We start from the raw sequence: 22,379 nt of genomic DNA on the forward strand, positions 1-22,379 counted from the left end.
TGCTAAAAAAAATTATCTCATTATCAAATTGACTAATTATCTAATTAAATCAGTCTTTTCTCCACTTTTTAGTTTCTTCAAAAACATGCTCCAGAATCGCTTGTTCTGTTTCATCAAAATCTATATTTCTTCTTGACAAAACCAATCTTGCCGTTTCAAAAGCTTTTTTAGTAACATAAGTTGTAAATCCGGCTGCACCGCCCCAAGAAAAGCTCGGAACAAAATTACGAGGAAAACCACTTCCAAAAATATTAGCACTCACGCCTACTACAGTTCCAGTATTAAACATGGTATTGATACCACACTTACTGTGATCTCCCATCATTAAACCGCAAAACTGAAGTCCAGTTTTAGCAAAACCTTCTGTTTCGTAGCTCCACAATTTTACTTCTTCGTAATTATTTTTTAAGTTTGAGTTATTAGAATCTGCTCCAATATTACACCATTCTCCTAAAACCGAATCTCCAAGAAACCCTTCATGACCTTTATTTGAATTTGCAAAAAGAACTGAATTTTTAACCTCACCTCCTATTCGTGATCCCGGACCAACGGTTGTCGCTCCGTACACTTTAGCCGACATTTTTACCATGGCATTTTCACATAAGGCAAAAGGTCCACGGATTACGGTTCCTTCCATAATTTCAGTATTTTTACCAATATATATAGGACCGCTAGAAGCATTTAGTGTAACAAATTCAAGTTTTGCTCCTTCTTCAATAAAAATATTTTCAGGCGCAATTGTATTAACACTTTTCGGAATTGGCTGTGATTTTCTGTCTTCAGTCAAATACGCAAAATCGTCACGAATTGCAGCATCATTTTTTGAGAAAATATCCCAGGTATGTTCTATTGTCAAACATTCATCATTGTACTGAATAATTTCATACGAATCAAAATCGACTTCTTCTTGATTTTCCGTTGTAAAAAAAGCAATTACATCATCACCTTTAAAGATTGCCTGATTTTCTTTTAAATCAGAAACCATTTCAGCAAGCGTATCATTTGGCAAATACGCGGCGTTGATCATGACATTTTCTTCCATTTCTACCATCGGAAATTTGACAGACAAATAATCTTCGGTAATTGTTGTTATAGTAGAACCTAAACGCGCTTCCCATTTTTGACGAATCGTCATAATCCCGATTAAAATATCTGCGACTGGTCTTGTAAATGTAAAAGGCAATAAAGCATTCCGGACGGGACCGTCAAAAAGAATGTAGTTCATAAAATAGATTTAATATTGTTAAAATTTGTTTGGTTACCGAGACCAAAGTTACAAATATTTATGTGTTCGATTAAATAGGCTTTTATTCAAATTAAGAAAATAATTCTTTTTTACAGAAATATTAAATAGTGCAAGAACATGATCTTATATTCATAAATTATTTAACCGCAAAGTGCGCAAAGATTTTTATTCTGCAGTATGTTTAGAAAACACAAAGTTCGCAAAGCTAAATCTACACAAAAGCTTTGCGAACTTTGTGTTATTATAAAAACCTCATAGTAATATCTTTGCGCACTTTGCGGTTAAATTTACAAAGCATAAAAAAAGCCTTCCGAATTGGAAGGCTTTTATATGAATAAAAACAGTTATTAGTTTTTAACGTGTTTTGCATATTTAGTTTTGAATTTATCAATACGTCCTGCAGTATCGATAAGTTTAGATTTACCAGTATAAAAAGGGTGAGATGTTCTAGAAATCTCCATTTTTACAACTGGATACTCAACTCCGTCAACTTCAATTGTTTCTTTTGTATCTGCAGTAGATTTAGTGATAAAAACTTCGTCATTAGACATGTCTTTAAATGCAACTAATCTGTAATTTTCTGGGTGAATTCCTTTTTTCATCTTTTCTTTTTATTTATTGTTTAGAGCATTTTTATTTTGAAGCTTTTTCATGGTTAGAAAAAGGTGTAAACAAAGGATACTCTTTTTTGTTTAAACTTTTAATTATTTTGAGTTTGCAAATTTACAATTCTTTTTTAATATACAAATATTTAGCACACTTTTTTTTAGTTAAATTCAAAAAGCTTTTTTTATCTCCGATTATATTGGGAATTGCTATATTTGTGGATTAATTCTAAACATATATAGATATGATCAATGAAATTATAAAAAAGAATGGTATTACTTATGGTGTAATGATAGGAATTGCATCTGCTTTAATTACCGCTACAATATATGCGGTTGATTTAAATTTATTCACTGCTTGGTGGATGGGCTTAATAGGTATAGCAATAAGTCTTACTATAAGCATCATTTTACTTTCTAAAACGAAAAAAGAATTAAATGGTGTTTTTTCATTTAAAGATGCATTTACTACTTACTTTATTGCTGCAGTAATCGGAATATTAATTTCTACTTTTTTCAACATTCTTTTATTTAATGTTATTGATCCAAGCGCAAAAGATACTTTAAGCGAATTAATGATCAAATATACGGTTGGAATGTTGCAAAAATTCGGATCACCTGCTTCAGTTATTAATGAAACTATTGAAAAAATGAAACTTAGTAATCCTTATTCTACTGTAGAATTATTAAAAGGATCTGTTTTTGCAATTGTAATCAGTGCAGTTTTTGGATTAATTTTCGCAGCGTTTTTTAAAAGCAGAACTACTCAAGAATAAAAAAATAAATGAATTTATCTATACTTATACCGCTTCTAAACGAGGAGGAATCGCTTAAAGAACTCTATTCGTGGATTATTAAAGTGATGCAATCTAACAATTACTCTTATGAAATCATTTTTGTAGATGATGGAAGTACAGATGATTCTTGGAATATTATTGAAAGTTTTTCGAATGAAAATCCAAATGTAAAAGGAATTCGTTTCATGAAAAATTTTGGAAAATCGCAGGCTTTGCATGCTGGTTTTGCAAAAGCAAAAGGTGATGTTATCATTACTATGGATGCTGATTTACAAGACAGTCCAGATGAAATTCCGGGATTGTATGAAATGATTACAGCCCAAAAATTTGATTTGGTTTCAGGCTGGAAAAAGAAACGCTATGACTCTGTTGTGGCAAAAAACCTGCCTTCTAAATTATTTAACTGGGCTGCAAGAAAAACTTCTGGAGTTGAATTGAATGATTTTAACTGCGGGTTAAAAGCATACAAAAATACAGTTGTAAAAAACATCGAAGTATCTGGAGAAATGCACAGATACATTCCGGTTTTGGCAAAAAATGCCGGTTTTAATAAAATTGGGGAAAAAGTTGTAATTCACCAAGCTCGTAAATATGGTGAAACCAAATTTGGAATGGAACGTTTTATAAACGGTTTCCTAGACTTGATTACAATTTGGTTTTTATCTCGTTTCGGCAAAAGACCAATGCATTTATTTGGAGCAATGGGTTCGTTAATGTTTATTATCGGATTTTTATTGGCGGGTTATATCGGAATTTCGAAGCTATACCATATGTATAACGGAATGAAATATAGCTTAATTACCAGCAATCCATGGTTTTTCATTGCTTTGACAACTATGATTTTAGGTACTCAATTATTCTTGGCAGGCTTTCTTGGTGAGATTATTTTGAGAACTAAAAACAATGAAGCACGTTATAAAGTAGCCCGCGAAGTTAATTTTTAACATTAAGATCAGTCTTTATAAAAAGACACATTTTATGGTGGTCTCGATCCCGAAGCTTCGGGATTGGAACGCAAAAGATATAGTGTCCAATAATTACTAGCATATTGGATTAAGTCCTGAAAAAACCTTATCTTTAATTTAAAACATTAAAAAGACATTTACATGAATATAGCACCTAATATTTTGAATGCTGTAAACGAATGGTTAACACCAACATTTGACAAAGAAACACAAGCGGCAGTTAAAGAATTAATGACAACTTCGCCAAAAGAACTTGAAGAAAGTTTTTATAAAAATCTTGAATTTGGAACTGGGGGAATGCGCGGTGTTATGGGCGTTGGAAACAACAGAATCAACAAATATACACTAGGAAAAAATACTCAGGGATTATCTGATTACTTACACGAAGTTTTTCCTAATCAACCTCTAAAAGTAGTTATTGCTTATGATTGCCGTCATAACAGTAATACTTTAGCAAAAGTTGTTGCAGATGTTTTTTCTGCAAACGGAATCCATGTTTATTTGTTTTCTGATTTACGACCAACTCCAGAATTATCTTTTGCTCTTAAATTTTTAGGCTGCCAATGCGGAATTGTTCTTACAGCTTCACATAATCCGCCGGAATACAACGGTTATAAAGTGTATTGGCAAGACGGAGGACAAATTGTACCGCCAGAAGATGCTGCTATTATTAAAGTAATCGAAAACTTAGGATACGATAAAATTAAATTTGATGCAAACGAAAGTCAGATTGAATATATCGATACCGAAATCGATAAGGCTTTCATAAAATCATCTATCGAAAATGCTAGTTTTAATACGCCGGCTGAAGCGAAAGATAACTTACAAATCGTTTTTACTTCATTGCACGGTACGTCTATAAAATCGATTCCTGATACTTTATCACAAGCAGGTTATAAAAATGTACATATTGTACCAGAACAAGCTGAACCAAATGGAGATTTTCCAACTGTAAAATCTCCAAATCCAGAAGAACCTGAAGCTTTGACTATGGCATTGGCATTGGCCGATAAAACAAACTCGGATATTGTAGTCGGAACTGATCCTGATTGCGACCGTCTTGGTGTTGCCGTTAGAAACAACGATGGCAAAATGATTTTGCTTAACGGAAACCAAACTATGGTTTTGATGACTTCTTTCTTATTGAAACAATGGAAAAAAGCAGGCAAAATTAACGGAAAACAATTTGTGGGTTCTACAATTGTTTCAACTCCAATGATAATGGAACTAGCGACAAGTTATGGCGTAGAATGCAAAGTTGGTTTGACCGGCTTTAAATGGATTGCCAAAATGATTAAAGATTTTCCAGAACTTCAATTCATTGGCGGCGGAGAAGAAAGTTTTGGTTTTATGGTTGGTGATGCCGTTAGAGACAAAGATGCTGTTGCAGCAACTTTATTAATATGCGAAGTGGCAGCTCAGGCAAAAGCAGCAGGAAGCAGTGTTTACAAAGAACTTTTGCAGCTTTATGTTGAAAATGGTTTTTATAAAGAATTTTTAGTTTCATTGACTAAAAAAGGAATGGAAGGTTTAGAAGAAATCAATCAGATGATGGTTAATTTACGTCAAAATCCTTTAAAAGAAATCAACGGACAACGCGTAATTATGGTTGAAGATTATCAATCATCAATTGCTTTGAATTTATTGACTGGTGAAGAATCTGCAATGGATATTCCGAAATCGAATGTATTGATTTATTATACAGAAGACGGCTCTAAAATTTGTGCAAGACCAAGCGGAACTGAACCAAAAATCAAATTCTATATTAGTGTTAATGCAGCATTAGATTCAGTTGAAAATTTTGACGCCGCGGAAAGTTTCTTAGACGAAAAAATACAAAATATCATTGCAGGAATGCAGTTGAAATAAACAGAATTAAAATACCTTTTTATAAACCCGGCAATTTTTAAAATAAATTGCCGGGTTTTAATGGTAAAAATAACAACCCATAATGAGTAATTTCAAAAAAATAGTTCCTTTTATATATCCGTATAAAAAATATGCCTACTTAAACATCTTTTTTAATGTTTTGTATGCACTTTTCAGCACACTTTCTTTTGTTTCGTTAATTCCGATGATTCAGGTTTTATTTGATCAAACCAAAAGAAATACAATTAAACCAGTTTACACCGGAATTTGGGAGGTTAAAACATATGCAGAAAATTATTTAAGCTATTTTATTACCCATACTACAGATACTTTTGGCGTTGGATATACTTTATCTATAATGGTTGGTGGTATTATCGCTATTTTTTTATTGAAAAACGTAGCCGATTATATGGCAATGTTTTTTATTAATTTTCTGAGAAACGGAATTTTAAGAGACATGCGAAATGCGATGTACAAAAAAACCTTAGAATTGCCCTTAGCTTTTTATTCTGAAAAAAGAAAAGGTGATGTTATTTCAAGAATTTCTGCCGATGTTAATGAGGTTCAAACTTCATTTTTAGCCATTTTAGAGCTTATCGTAAAAGAACCATTAACTATTATTTTTACAATTGCTACTATGTTTGCGATCAGTGCAAAATTGACACTGTTTGTTTTCATTTTTATTCCGATTTCGGGATATTTAATTTCATTGATTGGAAAACAGCTTAAAAAACAATCTTCAAAAGCACAGCAGGAACAAGGTTTGTTTCTATCCACTATTGAAGAAACTATTGGCGGACTAAAAGTGGTAAAGGGTTATAATTCTGAGAATTACTTTAATAATGTTTTTAAAAATTCGACCGAACGTTTTTTCAAATTATCAAATAGTATCGGGAATCGTCAGAACTTAGCTTCGCCTGCGAGTGAATTTATGGGAATCACTGTAATTGCAATTTTGCTTTGGTACGGTGGTCAGATGGTTCTGATTGACAAAACCTTGGCAGGAGCTTCATTTATAGCTTATATGGGTTTAGCGTATAACATTCTTACTCCCGCAAAAGCGATTTCGAAGGCCTCTTACGGAGTTAAAAGAGGAAACGCCGCTGCAGAACGTGTTCTTGAAATTTTAGAACAGGAAAACACGATTACTTCTAAAGAAAATGCAATCGAAAAAACAACTTTTGACAACAATATAACTGTACAAAATATAAACTTTAAATATGAAGACGAAACGGTTTTAAAAGACTTTTCTCTTGAAATCAAAAAAGGCCAAACTGTTGCACTTGTTGGACAATCTGGAAGCGGAAAAAGTACAATTGCCAACTTATTGACTCGTTTTTACGATGTTAACGACGGAACAATTTCTATTGACGGAATCAACATTAAAGACATGAATCTGCAATCGCTTCGCAGTTTGATGGGACTCGTTACTCAGGACAGTATTTTATTTAATGACACAATAAAAGCCAATATTGCTTTAGGAAAATTAGATGCTACCGACGATGAAATTATTGACGCACTTAAAATTGCCAATGCTTTTGAATTTGTAAAAGAATTGCCTTTAGGAATTTACACAAATATTGGTGACAGCGGAAACAAACTTTCTGGAGGCCAAAAACAACGTTTATCTATTGCTCGCGCCGTATTGAAAAATCCTCCAATTATGATTTTAGATGAAGCAACATCAGCATTGGATACCGAAAGTGAAAAATTTGTTCAGGTTGCACTAGAAAACATGATGCAAAACAGGACTTCAATTGTAATTGCACACCGTCTTTCGACTATTCAAAAAGCAGATGTAATTGTGGTAATGCAAAAAGGAAAAATCGTTGAAAAAGGAACACACGACGAATTAATTGCTCATAATGGCACTTACAATAAGTTGGTATCAATGCAATCTTTTGAGTCGTAATTTACCAAGTGCAGAACCTTTGTAACTTTGAATCTTTGAATCTTTGAATCTTAAAAAAAGAAAAAATGTATCTCAACAATCCGAACATAAAGCTTCCAGATGATCCAGATACAATTGTTTGGAAATACTTAGACCTATCTAAGTTTCTTGATTTATTACTATCAAAGAAACTCTTTATGTCTCGTTCTGATAAATTTGAAGATCAGTACGAAGGTACTTTTAGCGAACCCACTTTTGAAGAGATAAAGAAGCTTGCGATCGACAATCCTGACTTTTTAAAATACTATAAAACACAACGCGAACAAGTTGCCATAAGCAGCTGGCATATTAACGAATATGAATCGTTTGCTATGTGGCAAATTTTTACTCAAAACAGCGAAGGATTAGCCATTCAATCCACAGTTGGCAGATTACAGAAAGCCCTGAATCCAGAAAACAATTTTGATCAATATATAGGTGAAGTAAATTACATTGATTACAAGAAAGAATATATTCCGTTTGATGATTTGTTCTTTCCTTTTTTGTTTAAAAGAAAAAGTTTTCAGTACGAACGCGAAGTCCGTATCATTACAGACACTTCAAAAAGCACTATTAAACTTAATGATGGATTAAAAATCAATGTTGATATTACGCAATTGATTGAAAAAATATACATTCATCCAAAATCAGAAAACTGGTATAAAAAACTGGTAATTCAATTGGTAGAGCGACTTGGATTTGGTTTTGAAATAGAAAAATCAGATCTAGAAAGCGATATTTTGATTTAGAGTTTTTCTTTTAAAAGTTGCTAAGGTTCTGAGGTAATAAGATTCTAAAATTTTATAAAAAGCCCTTTAAAAATTAATTTCAGTTAATTTTTAAAGGGATTTTATTTTTTTCTCTGTACAATCTAAAAAAACCTTAGAATCTTAGCACCTCAGAACCTTAGAAACTTAAAAAAACTAAATAGGCTTATAACTTTTAACTTCCCATTTTTTAGCAATCAAATCAATGTAGTTATAATGCAAAACATCGTTTTTATCGAATTGACCATTTTGATTAGTATCTTCAATAGTTCTAAAGTATAATCTGTTTTTAGATTCGATTAAGCTCCAATCTACTAATTCCTGAAAATCTTCAGAAACTTTAGTAAAGTTTTCTCCGCTGATATTACTCAAATACAAAGTTTTAATATCGCTGGTATCGATCTTACCATCTTTATTGGTGTCTGCATCCGCTAAAGTGTACACCATAATTTGATTTTGAGTTTTGTCTGCAACCGGTTTTAAATAAGTCGCCGTTAAAATCAAAGCTGGTTTATCTGTCAAAGGTCGAATTGAATCTGAATCTACTTTTTGGAATTTCAAATTTTGCAGGTAACCTGTAATTTCATATTCTCCTAAATTCGAAATCGTAAAACTCACATCGTTCACGCTCGAAGAACCGTAACGTGACTTAGTTCCTTTTTCAAAAACACGTAAATCTCCAACCGGATGAATTAAATAATTTGTTCCTTCCATCTGAATTGGCAAATCAGCAACTTCAATCTGCGTAGAATCAGTCTTCGAAACAACATTTGTTTTATTTGAAGCATCATAAATTACTTTGGGTTTTTGAGCTTCATCTTTACAACTTGCTAATGTTCCGATGATTACTAAGGCTATATATTTTAAGGAATTTTTCATGTATGCTAATTAAATTAGAATATCAAATATAGTATTTTTGATTGTATTTTTTGATTTTATTGAATTTTAGTAAAGCATCGATTTAAAGCCTTGCGTTAATTTTTACATTAAAAACTCTTGAAGTCATATAATTGGGAATCGCATATTCATTTTTAGAATACACATCGCGAACCCAAGTATTGGTTATTGCATTTTGATTATTGAAAAGATTAAAAATCTCTAGTCCTACAGATAATTCTTTGAAATTTTTTAGCCAGTTTGTTTTCGCAATCTTAGTACTGCTGTCTACAAAAACTTTTGCAAAACCAACATCTACTCTGCGGTAATCATTCAATCTGTTTTGATATACATACGGATCAGAATAAGCTGGTGCACCGCCTGGCAAACCTGTATTATAAACTAAATTCAGATACAATTTCACACTCGGAATATTTGGCATATAATCTTGAAAAAGCATGGCAAATTTCAAACGCTGATCTGTTGGTCTGGCGATGTAACCTTTATTTTCATAGTTTTCTTCGGTTTTCAAATAACCAAAACTCACCCATGATTCAGTTCCTGGCACAAATTCTCCATTCAATCTAAAATCAATACCTTGGGCATACGCTTTTGCATTGTTATTAGCAACATAACGAATTCGGACATTATCAATCGAATATACATTAACGTCTGAAAGTGATTTATAATAAATTTCTGTAACCCATTTAAAAGGACGATTCCACATTTTAAAATTATAATCATTTCCCAGAACTATATGAACCGATTCCTGAGCTTTGACATTCGGATTCACTACTCCATTCAAATCACGAAGTTCTCTATAAAAAGGAGGCTGATGATACAATCCTCCAGAAATTCGAAAAACCATATCTATATCCCAATCAGGCTGAATGGCAAATTGAGCACGCGGACTAACGACGATTTGATCTTTGCCCTCAACCGTTGCTCCAGAGACATTCCAACTCTGAAACCGCGCTCCAAGATGATACCAGACCTGACTCGAGCCAAGCTCTGTTTTTTTATTAAATTGAGTATACCCAGAAAACCTGTTTATCGTATTATAATTTGTTGCGCGAACATCTTGATACGGCAATAGCGGACCAGTATAAGGCTGATACGGCTGAGTATTCGTTGGCAAAATAACGATTGGCGGATTAATAGAAAATCCAGCTGAATCAATTGCTTCCCATTCTACTACACGATCCCGAATTGATTCTCTGGTATATTTTAAAGCAAATTCTAACTGACTGTCGTTTTTCCATTCTTTGATTCCTTTAATTTCAATATTTGCAATTAAGGCATCTAAATCATTTCGCGCGTGATTAAGCTGAGAACCAATTCCTCGCGTAAAATCAATATTATCAGCCGTTGTTGATTCTTCATCATTTACATTTCCTAATCGATATTGCGCTAAAATGTCAAAATGTTCCTGTTCTGTAGTATGAAATAATGAACCGATTAATTTTAAAGTAAAATCTGGAGAGACTTTATAAGTTGTTTTTAACGCTCCAAAATAAGTATCATATTTATCTTTTTCCTGACCTTCGTAATACACTGCAAGCGCCATTGGCTGATCAATCGTTCCAAATTTTGTCTGACGCGTCAAAGGCTGGTACAAATATTTATTTTGAGAAACATTTCCTAAAAAGCTAATTTGCCATTTTTCAGATATATCATAATTGATATTGGTTTGAACATCTGCAAAAGTTGGCGTATAATTCGTTTCTGTATCTTGGCTATTTACCAGCAAACTATTATTTCTATAGCGAACTCCAGTTACTGCAGACCATTTTTTATTTTTAGAAACGAGATCGACAGCGGCACTGCCACCTAATAAACTTGCTTCAAAAGCAGCACCGAATTCAGTTGGTTTTCGATAGGTAATATCTAGTACAGATGATAATTTATCTCCAAATTTAGCCTGAAATCCTCCAGCTGAAAAATCAACATTTTGAACTAAATCTGTATTGGTAAAACTTAAACCTTCTTGTTGTCCGGAACGAATTAAAAATGGGCGATAAACTTCGACTTCATTTACATACACTAAATTTTCATCATAATTTCCTCCTCGAACTGCATATTGTGTGCTTAATTCATTGTTTGAATTTACACCGGGCAATGTTTTCAGAATATTTTCTATCCCCGCATTTGCACCCGGAATCTTTTTAATTGTTGCGGCATCAACTGTTACAATGCCCTGAACGCGTTTTCTGTTTTTAGAAGAAACAAAAACTTCTCCCATTTGTTCTTCAGAGTTGTTCATTCTCGGATTAAAAATGAAAACTTCATTCGATTTTAAGCTTACCGAAAGGCTCATCATTTTTAAAGAAATATGGGTAAAAATTAAGGAAACTTTTTTATTTGAAGGAACATCAATTTCAAAAAAACCATCAGAGTTTGATTGAGTTACAATACCCAAACAAGCAATATTTACATCTGCAACAGGGCGATTTTCGTTATCTAAAATAACACCTTTAACATGAGCATTTTGAGCAAATGAAAAATAACCAATGCATAAAAAAAGAAAAACGAATATTAACTTACTATTATTCAAACGTTTTGATTTTATTTTTGTTGACTTCTAAAAAAATGAGTTTCAAAGATAGCAACATTGCCAACATTATCAACCACTTCAATTTTTAAATCATTTGGACCTTCTGCTACTACTCCATCATCGAAATTATGTGTAATTTTTCGAGTTTTATTATCGTACTCCAATAAAATCCAATTTCCGTTTAGATATCCATTGTAAGATTTAATTCCCGATAAAGAATCTCCAATTGTAAATTGAATTTTTTTCATATCATCAATCACTTTATCTTGAATAGGTTTTATTACTGTAATTACGGGCGGAATAGTATCAAGCACCAATCCGAATTGGCCTAACGTTTTAGATTTGGCAGTAAAAATATCTCCTTTTCGAGTTGTGCCATTATAACTGCTGCTTTTTCCGCTGATTCTTCCAATGAAAAGCTTATCTCTCAAACTTTCAGAATAACTACTGTCTTTAATCGTTATGGTGAAATTTGAATGCACTGGAACAACATCGTCGTGAATATAAATTCGGTTATTTTTTACATCAAAATTCAAATTAAAATCATCGTAAAAAGTACCTGCCGGAAAAAATACAGACATATTATCTTTTTCGAAATTAGAATCTTTATTCACTTTAATAAAATACTTTGAAGTTACAGGTTCTTCGCTTACAACTGGCGCCGCTGCATCGTATTCAATGGGAACTGTAATCGAGCTCAAATTTCCAAAAAAATCAGAAACTTCGATTCGGTAAGTCGAAGCTAAATTTGGATCGACCGGCACAATACCGCGAAGTGAATCTGTTTTAATAATACTCAGCGCATAAGGCGTTTTCATAAAAAGCTTTTGCACACGCTGACCTGACTTTTTATATCGAGGATAATCGATCAAAGCATTTATAAATCGCATTTCATCGAATGAATAGGTATTAAATTGGTAATTGTAATTTTGATTTCCGTTTAAAAAAGTAGAAACATTAAAGACTCCGTTTTTATTTCCTGAAACGTCATCAAAGTCAACTGCATTAATTCCAAAACCAATTTTTCCATTTGCTTTTACCTTGCTTGCTAAATAAGTTCCGTCTTTTTGAAGTGCAAGATTCAATAATAAAGGCTGTTTGGATTGATTCGCAGTTGTACCATCTAAAGGATAAACAAAAACGCTAGAAATCGTAGGCTTTTTAGTATCTTTTATATTTTTATCAAATCCAAAAAAGATCGGATTGATCACAAATTCTGTTTTGGTATCACGAAATTCAAAATGCAAATGCGGACCTTCAGAAGACCCAGTATTTCCAGAAAGGGCAATTAGCTGTCCTTTTGTTACGGGCAATTCTCCAGGTTTTAGGAACATTTCAATTTCATATGCTTTTTCTTTATAATGTGTTTTTAAGACATAATCTTGAATTGGGCCAATTGTGGTTTGCAAATGTCCATATACAGAAGTGTAACCATTAGGATGCGTTATATAGATGCATTTGCCATTTCCAAAAGTCGAAATCTTTATTCTCGAAACGTAACCATCTGCAACTGCGTAAACATTTAAACCTTCTCTTTGATTCGTTTTTAAATCGAAACCTGCATGAAAATGATTCGGTCTCAACTCGCCAAAATTACCCGAAAGCTGCATTGGAATATCAAGCGGAGAACGAAAATAATCTGTAGGATATTGAGTTTGGGCAAAAACAAAATGACAAAAAAACAAGGTAAGTATTGAAAATCTCATAAGCAACATTTTTGCTAAGATAAAAAAATATGACGCCAAAAACGAGTAAAAAGCTACAAAAATACAATTGATTGAAATTCATTTATTTGTCTATTTTTAATGCAAAAAAATCGATAAAAAATTGCATTAATAAAAAGGAATACTAACTTTGTATGATTAAGTAATGAATAGGATTTATAATGAGTGTAATTGCCGAAATAATTGATACTCTTGAATATAAAGTCGACAAGCTTTTTGAGAAATCAAAAGGGTTGGAGAAAAACAATCAGGTTTTACGATTAGAATTAGCCAAAGCTGTGCAAATTATCCAGAAACAATCTGAAGAAATTGAAGCTTTGAAGAAGCAATATGATACACTTAAAATAGCCAATTCGTTGCTCGGCAGCGACAATAACAAGAGAGAGACAAAGCTTAAAATAAATTCATTAATTCGCGAAATTGATTACTGTATAGCACAACTATCAGACTAGTAAAATATGGACGGAAAGCTTAGAATCAAAATATCGATTGCAGACCGCGTTTATCCGTTAACGGTTGAACCTGCTCAGGAAGAAGGCCTTAGAAGTGCTTCTAAAAAAATTGATGCTATGATTAAGCAATTCGAAGAAAATTACGCGGTTCGTGACAAACAAGATGTATTGGCGATGTGCGCATTGCAATTTGCATCACAGGTCGAACAAAAACAAATTGATAACGCAATTGATGGCGAAGATACCATCGAAAGGATTAAAAGATTAAATTCGCTATTAGATCAATATCTCGAAAATTAAACGTTCTTTACAGAAACTAAGATACTGCCTACATTAGTTCACAATTGGTAAACTCAACACTAACAAATTAAAGTGAGTGAATCGTCGCTACTATAGTACGTCCCAATTTTATTGGGAAAACTTGAACAGTGAGTTAGCTCAAAACTTGTCTTTACGAGTTTATTCAAGCAATTAATGTAGGCTTTTTTTATATATAAATTTTAACAAACATGGACATAATAACGATCATTATTTCAGGTATTATAGGTATTGCAGCAGGTTTTGGAATAGCTAAAATTATCGAAAAAAGCAATATTTCTAATCTAATCAAAAATGCAAAAAAAGAAGCAGCTTCAATTTTAAAAGATGCTAATTTGGAAGCTGAAAATATTAAAAAAGATAAAATTCTTCAAGCAAAAGAACGTTTTATAGAATTAAAATCAGAACACGAACAAGTTATTTTAGCTAGGGACAAAAAAGTAGCTGAAGTAGAAAAAAGAGTACGCGATAAAGAATCACAAATCTCAAATGAGCTTTCTAAAGCTAAAAAAGTAAACGATGATTTTGAAGCTAAAACACAAGAATACGCTAATAAAATTGAGGTTTTAGACAAAAAACAAAGTGAAGTTGACAAACTGCACAAAAGCCAGTTACAACAATTAGAAGTAATTTCAGGACTTTCTGCAGAAGAAGCAAAAGAGCAATTGGTTGAAGGCTTAAAAGCTGAAGCTAAAAGCAAAGCGATGTCGCACATTCAAGACACTATTGAAGAGGCTAAACTTACTGCACAGCAAGAAGCTAAGAAAATTATCATCAACACTATTCAAAGAGTTGGAACAGAAGAAGCGGTCGAAAACTGTGTATCCGTTTTCAATATCGAATCTGATGATGTAAAAGGTAGAATTATTGGCCGTGAAGGACGTAACATTAGAGCTCTTGAAGCGGCAACTGGAGTTGAAATCATTGTTGATGATACACCAGAAGCAATCATTCTTTCTTGTTTTGACCCTGTTCGTAGAGAAATTGCTCGTTTGTCATTGCACAAATTAGTAACTGACGGACGTATTCACCCAGCGAGAATTGAAGAAGTTGTTGCTAAAACAGCAAAACAAATTGATGATGAAATTATCGAGGTTGGTAAACGTACTGTTATTGACTTAGGAATTCACGGTTTACATCCAGAGTTAATTAAAGTTGTGGGTAGAATGAAATACCGTTCTTCTTACGGACAAAACTTATTACAGCACTCGAGAGAAGTGTCTAAACTTTGTGGTATCATGGCTGCCGAATTAGGCTTAAATGTAAAATTAGCTAAACGAGCTGGTTTACTTCACGATATTGGTAAAGTTCCAGATACTGAAAGCGACTTGCCTCACGCATTGTTAGGTATGCAATGGGCTGAGAAATATGGTGAAAAAGAAGAAGTTTGCAATGCAATTGGAGCTCACCACGACGAGATCGAAATGAAGTCATTATTATCACCTATCATTCAGGTTTGTGATGCTATTTCAGGCGCTAGACCAGGCGCTAGACGTCAGGTTTTAGATTCATACATTCAGCGTTTAAAAGATCTTGAAGAAGTAGCTTACGGATTTTCTGGCGTGAAAAATGCTTATGCAATCCAAGCTGGTAGAGAACTTCGTGTTATTGTTGAAAGCGAAAAAGTTTCTGATGATAATGCTGCGAATTTATCTTTTGAAATTTCACAAAAAATTCAAACTGAAATGACCTACCCAGGTCAAGTAAAAGTAACTGTAATTAGAGAAACAAGAGCGGTTAATATCGCTAAGTAATCCCTCTATTTAAATAACAACAAAGGCTATCCGAAAAGATAGCCTTTGTTGTTTTTATATATCAATTTAAAATTTTATTTCTTAAATATCACCAAAGATAATTTTAAAACTTGTTCCTACTCCTACTTGGCTTTCTACACAAATACTTCCCTTCATCGCTTCTATTTGATTTCTTGTAATATACAAGCCAATTCCACGTGCTTCTTCGTGTTTGTGAAAGGTTTTATACATTCCGAATAAAAGATCGCCATGAATAGCCAAATCGATGCCTAAACCGTTATCGCTAATCTTTAATGACTTATGTCCTTCGGGTTCAATTGCAAAATCGAATACAATCAACGGATCACGATTTGGATGCGCATATTTTATTGCATTTGTTGTAAAATTCAGCAAAACACTTTCAAGATAGGCAGGATTAAAATTAATCGTTAGATAATTTGGTACGTTATTTATTATCTTAACATTCTTGCGCTTATCATATCCTTTGATGGTCGAAATTGTTTTTTCGATATATTCGCAAAGCTTTAAAGGAACAACTGCAATATTAAGATTGCTTTGCGTTTTAACAATTTGCGTTAGATTTGAAATTGTATCATTAAGATCGTTAGAAACGGTTCTTAAGTGCTCCAGCATTTCGCTGATAGTTGTTTTATCGATATCGGCGTCAATAAAATCTAAAATCGATTTAATATTGCCCGCCTGAGTATTTAAGTTATGGGAAACAATATGAGAAAAGTTCAGTAATCGGCTATTTTGCTCACTGTACAATTTCATTGTTTTCATTAATTCTAATTCTTTTTCTTTCTGCAAAGAAACATCCGTATGCGTTCCTATGACACGCAATGGTTTGCCTCTTTCATCTCTTTTGATCACTTTTCCCCGATCGAGTATCCATTTATAATTACCGCTGGAAGTCATTACACGATGGTAATTTTCGTAATACGGAATCTTATTATCGAAATGTTCATGAATATCTGAATAATATTTAGGAAGATCATCAGGATGAACAATTTTATCCCAACGCTCCGGATCATCAAAAATATCTGTTGATTCTACTTCTAAAATTTTAAGTGACAATGAAGAATAAAAAACACGATTTGTAACCATATCCCAATCCCAAATACCAACTGTAGAGGCATCCAGCGCAAACTGAAAGCGCTCTTCAGAAATTTGCAGTTTTTCTTCTTTCTCTTTTAAATGGGTAATATCAGAAACATGGCCAAAAAAGCTGACAGAGCCTTTTGGAGATAATTCGGTTTTACAGCAAACTTTAAACCACCGTAATCCTTTTTTAGGCAAAATGGCTCTAAACTCAATTTCCCAAGGTTTTATTTCTCTGCGTGCTTTGACTAAGGATTGAAAAAATAGTTCTTGATCTTGAGGAAAAATTCGGTTGTATATAATGGGGAATATATCATTTTTAAAATCTGAAACTGAAAGCTCAAAAACATCTTCGACTGATTTACTTACCAGAGGAAAAGAGTAATTATTGTCTTCATCAATGACAAACTGAAAAAGCAAACTGGGCATTTCTGCCAATAATTTTTTGTAAAAATTATTCACTTCTAAACAATCTTCATTTCCGTATAAATCAAAAACCATATAACTACATTATTTACGCAAATTGAATGATCAAAATAACATTAAAAGCAAAAAAAACGTCATTCATCGATTTTATTTACCTTTAACAGAAAACATAATACAATATATTACTTTTAAAGATAAAACACGCAGTATCAAGCAAAAAAATCATTTCCTAGGATGAAAAGAATGCATAACTTCTTTTAAAAAACTTCTATCCAAATGCACATAAATCTCTGTAGTAGTTATTGATTCGTGACCCAACATTAATTGAATAGATCTTAAGTCGGCACCATTCTCTAGCAGGTGTGTAGCGAAGGAATGACGCAGTGTATGCGGACTAATATTTTTGTTTAAATTAATTTTTACTGCCAGATCTTTTATAATCGTAAAAATCATCGCACGCGTTAATTGATTTCCTCTTCGGTTTAAAAACAAAGTATCTTCAAAACCTTTTTTTATGGTAAGATTTACACGCACATTGTTTTGATAAATCTTAATATATTTTTGCGTTAATTTTCCAATTGGAACGAAGCGTTCTTTATTTCCTTTTCCGGTTATTTTAATAAAACCTTCATCAAAAAACAGATCCGATATTTTAAGAGAAACCAATTCTGAAACACGAAGACCACAACCGTACAGAGTTTCCAGCATTGCGCGATTACGCTCTCCTTCATTACTGCTTAAATCTATTGCAGCAATTAGAGCATCTATTTCCTGAACCGCTAAAGTATCAGGAAGCTTTCGTCCTGTTTTTGGTGTTTCAATTAATTCGAGCGGACTATCATTTCTATAATCTTCAAAAACTAAATAAGAAAAAAAACTTTTCAAGCCAGAAATTATCCGAGCCTGCGAACGCGGATTTACTTGTTTGGAAACATCGTAAATAAATTGCTGTAAAATTTCATCCGTAATTTTTACTGGTGAAATTTCAATATTATTAGTTTCCAAAAAAAGGCACAAGCGCTCAATATCAAAACTATAATTTTCAATCGTGTTTTTAGACAAACCTCTCTCGATTCGTAAATACGACTGAAAATCTTTTATATACTTGCTCCAATTCATAGCTACAAAGTAAGGAATTTTTAAGCATAAAAAAACCTTCCTGAATTAGAAAGGTTTAGTTTGTTTTATTTATAAAATATTAGAATTTATAAGCTAAAGTCAAAGCTAAAACACTATTTTTCGGACTATCAAAATATTCTTCTGTATCATTAACATCGTAATCTGCGATATTTGACAAACCAACAGTATAACGAAGACCAACAGAAACATTGTCTGTAAAGTTATAACCGGCTCCAAAATTAAATCCTGTATCTACAGATTTAAAGCTGTCCTTAACATCATTTCCTTCTTGTTTAGCTGACACTAAAAATCCTAATTGCGGACCAGCCTCAACTGTAAATTGTTTTGTGATATAAAACTTAGCTAAAACAGGAACATTTATATAATTTAATTTAGTATCAAATTCACCAAAAGAATCTTCCAATTTAGCACCTTGAGTCGAAAACAAAACCTCTGGCTGAATAGATAATCTTTCAATAATTTTAATTTCAGCAAAACCTCCAAGTTGAAAACCCACTAAAGATTTAGCATCCCAATAATTTCCTCCAGCAAAAGTAGTTACGTTAAGACCTCCTTTTACTCCAAATCTTGTTTGCTGTGCATTCGCAAATCCAAATGCCATAATTGCAAGTACAGTTAAAATAATTCTTTTCATTTTTAATTTGTTTTGGTTAAAAATTAATTGAGTAAATATAAATATATACTTATTAAAAAATTATTTGCATTTTAATAAATAAAATAGTAATTAAAGCCAAAATCTTACCAAAACAAACAATTTAAAGAGAAAATGTTAATTACCGATAATATTATAAAATAGAAAAGCCTTCTCTAAATGAAGAAGGCTTTATAAAAACATTGAACTTTAATTTTAAAATTTATATCCAACAGATATCGAAAGAACATCATTACGCATTCTTATTTGTCTTTCGCCTTCAAAAACATTATTTATACTTGGATAGTATCTTATTTCATTGGACATACCAAAATGATATCTCATTCCGGCTGTTATATTTTTTGTTAAATCATAACCAGCTCCAATATTTAAGCCAATATTTTGTTTTTGATAGATATCTTTAGCATTCCCGCTTCCAGAAAGAAATTCTGTTCCGTTTCTTACTTCATATTTGCCTTTAGCCGATAGTAAAAAACCAACTTGTGGCCCTGCCTCAAGACTCAATTTATCTATAACATAATACTTAGCCATAATTGGAATATTCAGATAACTCGAATTTAATTCCTGTTTATACAAATAATCAACTCCAGACTGTTGATATTTTCCACCCTGAGTAGAAAACAAAAGTTCTGGCTGGATATAAAATTTATCTGTAAGCTTAAATTCCGCAAGACCTCCTAATTGAAAACCAAACTTTGGCGTTTCATTTTCAATATTTCCTTTTAAACTAGATAAGTTAAATCCTCCTTTTAATCCAAACTTAACATTTTGTGCATTTGCAAAACCAAATGTTATTACTGCTAAGGCAACTACAATATTTTTCTTCATAATATTTTATTTATAAGCGCAAAACAAACTTAATTGTCAAAAAAAAATTATCTCCAAAAGAAATTATACTATTAAAATAAGCCAAAACAGCATTTCAATAGAAATCAATCTCAGATAGAGAAATAAATTAGCAGTAAGATTATATACAAAAAAGGCCTCCCCTACAATTTAGGAAGGCCAAAAAAAAACTAACTAATAATTTTATTTAAACTTATATACTACTCCAAAACTTACGTTTCTTAAGTCAGTACCAATACCGAAAGAATTTGTTTTATCAGCACCATGACCACCATTGTTATTTACACTGTATCCTAAACCAGCCCAAGTAGCTTCGATAGCGAAATGGTTAGATAAGAAATAGCTTAAACCTAATCCAACATTTACACCATATTCATTTGTTTTAAAATCCCCAGATTTACTGTTAGTAAAATCAAGTCCAGCCTGACCGTATACTGAAAATTGAGAAGCAGGAGTAAAATAGTATCTACCAAAAGCTCCGGCTGTAAATGAATTTGCTTTATTATCACCAACTTTAACTGAACCAAAACCTAATTTTCCTCCAAGTGCAATGTTTTCAGATACGAAGTACCCAACACTTGGCTCAATTTCAAATCCACTAGATTTTGCATCGCCTGTTTTTTCAGAACCTATGTTAAAAGCTCCAGAAATAAATGTGTCTCCTTTAGTAAATCCAGTTGTTTGCGCGTTAGCAAATGTGAAACCTAATACTGCAATAGCAGTTAAAAAAATCTTTTTCATTTAATTTAAATTTTGTTAGAGCAACAAAATTAAAGTCTTTTCTTACTAAAAAATTCAATATAAGTTTGTTGAATATCAAAATAAGACAAAAAAATTTAGTCAATATCAGGATCTCGTTAAACATTTCAATTAAGTTGTCCTTAAAAAATTGAAACACAATATAATAATAACCTTATTAAATTTTTACGTAATGAAAATTAATTTGAAATCTAATTCTTATTAAATAGTGAATTCGAAAACGCAAACAAACAAGAAATAACGGCTTTAAATAGAGCATTTTAAAAGATCAAAACAAAAAAACATGGGAAAATTATTAATTATTTAATCTAAAATAGAAAACAATAAAATCATAATTCTGTAGTTTTGACTTATAGATAACATTAAATAATACCAATTTTTAAAAACAATTTTATGAAAAAAATACTTTTAGCAGCTGTATTGTTCCTTGCAACATCAGCTACAATACAAGCACAATTATTAAAAATCGGGGTTAAAGCTGGGGTTAACTTTGCAAATCAAACTGGAGATGCTAGTTTTGATGGAATAGATTACAGCAAAGATGGAATTACTAGCTATCACGCAGGTTTAGTCGCTGAAATTAAACTTTTAGAAAAATTCTCTATTCAGCCTGAGCTTTTATACTCTACTCAGGGTGCTACTTACAAAAATGCTGTTGAAGAATTTAAAAATGAATTAGGATATTTATCTATCCCTGTAATGGCTAAAATTTATGTAACTAAGTCGTTGAGTTTAGAGGTTGGACCACAAGCTTCATTTTTATTAAGCAATAAGGAAGAATTTGATGCGCAAGATCCTAAAACTTTTGACTTTGCTATTAATGCAGGTCTGGGATTAAAAATTACTGAAGGAATCTTTATCCAAGGCCGTTATGGATTTGGTTTAACTGAAGTTTCTTCTCACGCAGATCTTAAGAACTCTGTATTCCAACTTTCTGCTGGATTCATGTTCTAAGATAATATCACATAGTTTTCTAAAAACCGTTCTAATAATTAGAACGGTTTTTTTATTTTTACAATGTTCAATTGCAAAATCAAGTACCTTAATTGAATAAACTATTTAAATCTTAATAAACCTAACACATGAAAATCTGCATTATCAACGGGCCTAATTTAAATCTTTTAGGAAAAAGAGAACCTGAAGTTTATGGAAGCCAAACTTTTGAAGATTATTTTGAAACGTTGAAGCAAAAATTTCAAAATGTTGAACTATCCTATTATCAAAGTAATATTGAAGGCGAATTGATTGGAAAAATTCAGGAAGTTGGTTTTACATATGACGGAATTATTTTAAATGCAGGCGCTTATACACATACTTCGATTGGTTTGGGTGATGCCATAAAAGCAATTACAACTCCGGTTATCGAAGTTCATATTTCGAATACGTATGCGCGCGAAAGCTTTAGACATCAATCGTATTTATCTGGAAACGCAAAAGGTGTTATTTTAGGATTTGGACTTAAAAGCTATGAGTTGGCGATTCAGTCATTTTTATAATTAATATCAAGATAGATATTTTAATAAAAGGCTTCGAGTTCGCTTAGCTTAACATAGAATTTAACAAATTATTAATAGGCTGACTTTTAACTTATTCTATTT

The 22,379-nt window shown here is 32.2% G+C and carries 20 protein-coding genes; 10 read left to right on the top strand and 10 right to left on the bottom strand.

The annotated features are described in order from the left end of the window. Positions 1–49: 49 nt before the first annotated feature. Positions 50–1,225 (bottom strand): GlmU family protein, encoded by a 1,176-nt coding sequence (locus IR010_RS09140; protein WP_194568411.1) that lies wholly within the window; start codon positions 1,223–1,225, stop codon positions 50–52. A gap of 368 nt (positions 1,226–1,593) precedes the next feature. Further along, positions 1,594–1,848: a type B 50S ribosomal protein L31 gene (locus IR010_RS09145; protein ID WP_029272307.1), complete on the bottom strand. Its 255-nt coding sequence runs from the start codon at positions 1,846–1,848 to the stop codon at positions 1,594–1,596. A 248-nt stretch (positions 1,849–2,096) separates the two neighbouring features. Here IR010_RS09145 and IR010_RS09150 point away from each other — a divergent pair, with 248 nt between their 5' ends. From IR010_RS09150 to IR010_RS09170, 5 genes are all read left to right on the top strand, one after another. Then, a complete protein-coding gene (locus tag IR010_RS09150; protein ID WP_194603206.1) occupies positions 2,097–2,627 on the top strand; it encodes a DUF4199 domain-containing protein in 531 nt (176 codons plus the stop codon). A gap of 8 nt (positions 2,628–2,635) precedes the next feature. Then, entirely contained in the window at positions 2,636–3,592 is a 957-nt protein-coding gene (locus IR010_RS09155) for a glycosyltransferase family 2 protein (RefSeq protein WP_029272304.1), read from the top strand. Positions 3,593–3,754: 162 nt separating this feature from the next. After that, positions 3,755–5,482 carry a phospho-sugar mutase gene (locus IR010_RS09160; protein WP_194603209.1) on the top strand — a complete coding sequence of 576 codons (1,728 nt, stop codon included), beginning with the start codon at positions 3,755–3,757 and terminating at the stop codon, positions 5,480–5,482. A gap of 82 nt (positions 5,483–5,564) precedes the next feature. Next, positions 5,565–7,394 (top strand): ABC transporter ATP-binding protein, encoded by a 1,830-nt coding sequence (locus IR010_RS09165; RefSeq protein WP_194568423.1) that lies wholly within the window; start codon positions 5,565–5,567, stop codon positions 7,392–7,394. 65 nt (positions 7,395–7,459) lie between these two features. After that, positions 7,460–8,161 carry a DUF2971 domain-containing protein gene (locus IR010_RS09170; protein WP_029272301.1) on the top strand — a complete coding sequence of 234 codons (702 nt, stop codon included), beginning with the start codon at positions 7,460–7,462 and terminating at the stop codon, positions 8,159–8,161. A gap of 174 nt (positions 8,162–8,335) precedes the next feature. On the opposite strand, the gene IR010_RS09175 is transcribed toward IR010_RS09170, so the two are convergent. From IR010_RS09175 to IR010_RS09185, 3 genes are all read right to left on the bottom strand, one after another. After that, complete coding sequence (locus IR010_RS09175) at positions 8,336–9,058, bottom strand: hypothetical protein (RefSeq protein WP_029272300.1); 723 nt, start codon at positions 9,056–9,058, stop codon at positions 8,336–8,338. A gap of 82 nt (positions 9,059–9,140) precedes the next feature. Next, entirely contained in the window at positions 9,141–11,609 is a 2,469-nt protein-coding gene (locus tag IR010_RS09180) for a carboxypeptidase-like regulatory domain-containing protein (protein ID WP_194603212.1), read from the bottom strand. 11 nt (positions 11,610–11,620) lie between these two features. Further along, a complete protein-coding gene (locus IR010_RS09185) occupies positions 11,621–13,315 on the bottom strand; it encodes a M23 family metallopeptidase (RefSeq protein ID WP_194603215.1) in 1,695 nt (564 codons plus the stop codon). A 179-nt stretch (positions 13,316–13,494) separates the two neighbouring features. Here IR010_RS09185 and IR010_RS09190 point away from each other — a divergent pair, with 179 nt between their 5' ends. From IR010_RS09190 to rny, 3 genes are all read left to right on the top strand, one after another. Next, on the top strand, positions 13,495–13,785 hold the full coding sequence (locus tag IR010_RS09190; protein WP_194568429.1) for a hypothetical protein: 291 nt from the start codon (positions 13,495–13,497) through the stop codon (positions 13,783–13,785). A 6-nt stretch (positions 13,786–13,791) separates the two neighbouring features. After that, positions 13,792–14,085, top strand: a complete 294-nt coding sequence (locus tag IR010_RS09195; protein WP_029272296.1) for a cell division protein ZapA — start codon at positions 13,792–13,794, stop codon at positions 14,083–14,085. Between the two features lie 209 nt (positions 14,086–14,294). Further along, entirely contained in the window at positions 14,295–15,857 is a 1,563-nt protein-coding gene (rny, locus tag IR010_RS09200) for a ribonuclease Y (RefSeq protein WP_194568431.1), read from the top strand. An 81-nt stretch (positions 15,858–15,938) separates the two neighbouring features. Here rny and IR010_RS09205 read toward each other — a convergent pair whose 3' ends face one another. The 5 genes from IR010_RS09205 to IR010_RS09225 all read right to left on the bottom strand — a co-directional run bounded on the left by IR010_RS09205 (position 15,939) and on the right by IR010_RS09225 (position 20,763). Continuing rightward, on the bottom strand, positions 15,939–17,459 hold the full coding sequence (locus IR010_RS09205; protein WP_194603218.1) for a PAS domain-containing protein: 1,521 nt from the start codon (positions 17,457–17,459) through the stop codon (positions 15,939–15,941). A gap of 147 nt (positions 17,460–17,606) precedes the next feature. Beyond that, complete coding sequence (gene xerD / locus IR010_RS09210; RefSeq protein WP_029272293.1) at positions 17,607–18,503, bottom strand: site-specific tyrosine recombinase XerD; 897 nt, start codon at positions 18,501–18,503, stop codon at positions 17,607–17,609. A 79-nt stretch (positions 18,504–18,582) separates the two neighbouring features. Then, positions 18,583–19,158: a porin family protein gene (locus IR010_RS09215; protein ID WP_194568435.1), complete on the bottom strand. Its 576-nt coding sequence runs from the start codon at positions 19,156–19,158 to the stop codon at positions 18,583–18,585. 213 nt (positions 19,159–19,371) lie between these two features. Continuing rightward, complete coding sequence (locus IR010_RS09220; RefSeq protein WP_194568437.1) at positions 19,372–20,004, bottom strand: porin family protein; 633 nt, start codon at positions 20,002–20,004, stop codon at positions 19,372–19,374. Between the two features lie 201 nt (positions 20,005–20,205). After that, positions 20,206–20,763: an outer membrane beta-barrel protein gene (locus IR010_RS09225; RefSeq protein ID WP_194603221.1), complete on the bottom strand. Its 558-nt coding sequence runs from the start codon at positions 20,761–20,763 to the stop codon at positions 20,206–20,208. Between the two features lie 411 nt (positions 20,764–21,174). Here IR010_RS09225 and IR010_RS09230 point away from each other — a divergent pair, with 411 nt between their 5' ends. Both IR010_RS09230 and aroQ read left to right on the top strand, forming a co-directional pair. Continuing rightward, positions 21,175–21,735 carry a porin family protein gene (locus IR010_RS09230; protein WP_029272289.1) on the top strand — a complete coding sequence of 187 codons (561 nt, stop codon included), beginning with the start codon at positions 21,175–21,177 and terminating at the stop codon, positions 21,733–21,735. Positions 21,736–21,863: 128 nt separating this feature from the next. Further along, complete coding sequence (gene aroQ, locus IR010_RS09235; RefSeq protein ID WP_029272288.1) at positions 21,864–22,277, top strand: type II 3-dehydroquinate dehydratase; 414 nt, start codon at positions 21,864–21,866, stop codon at positions 22,275–22,277. The last annotated feature ends 102 nt before the right edge of the window (positions 22,278–22,379 follow it).

The organism is Flavobacterium sp. MR2016-29 (assembly GCF_015350695.1).
GTDB lineage: Bacteria > Bacteroidota > Bacteroidia > Flavobacteriales > Flavobacteriaceae > Flavobacterium.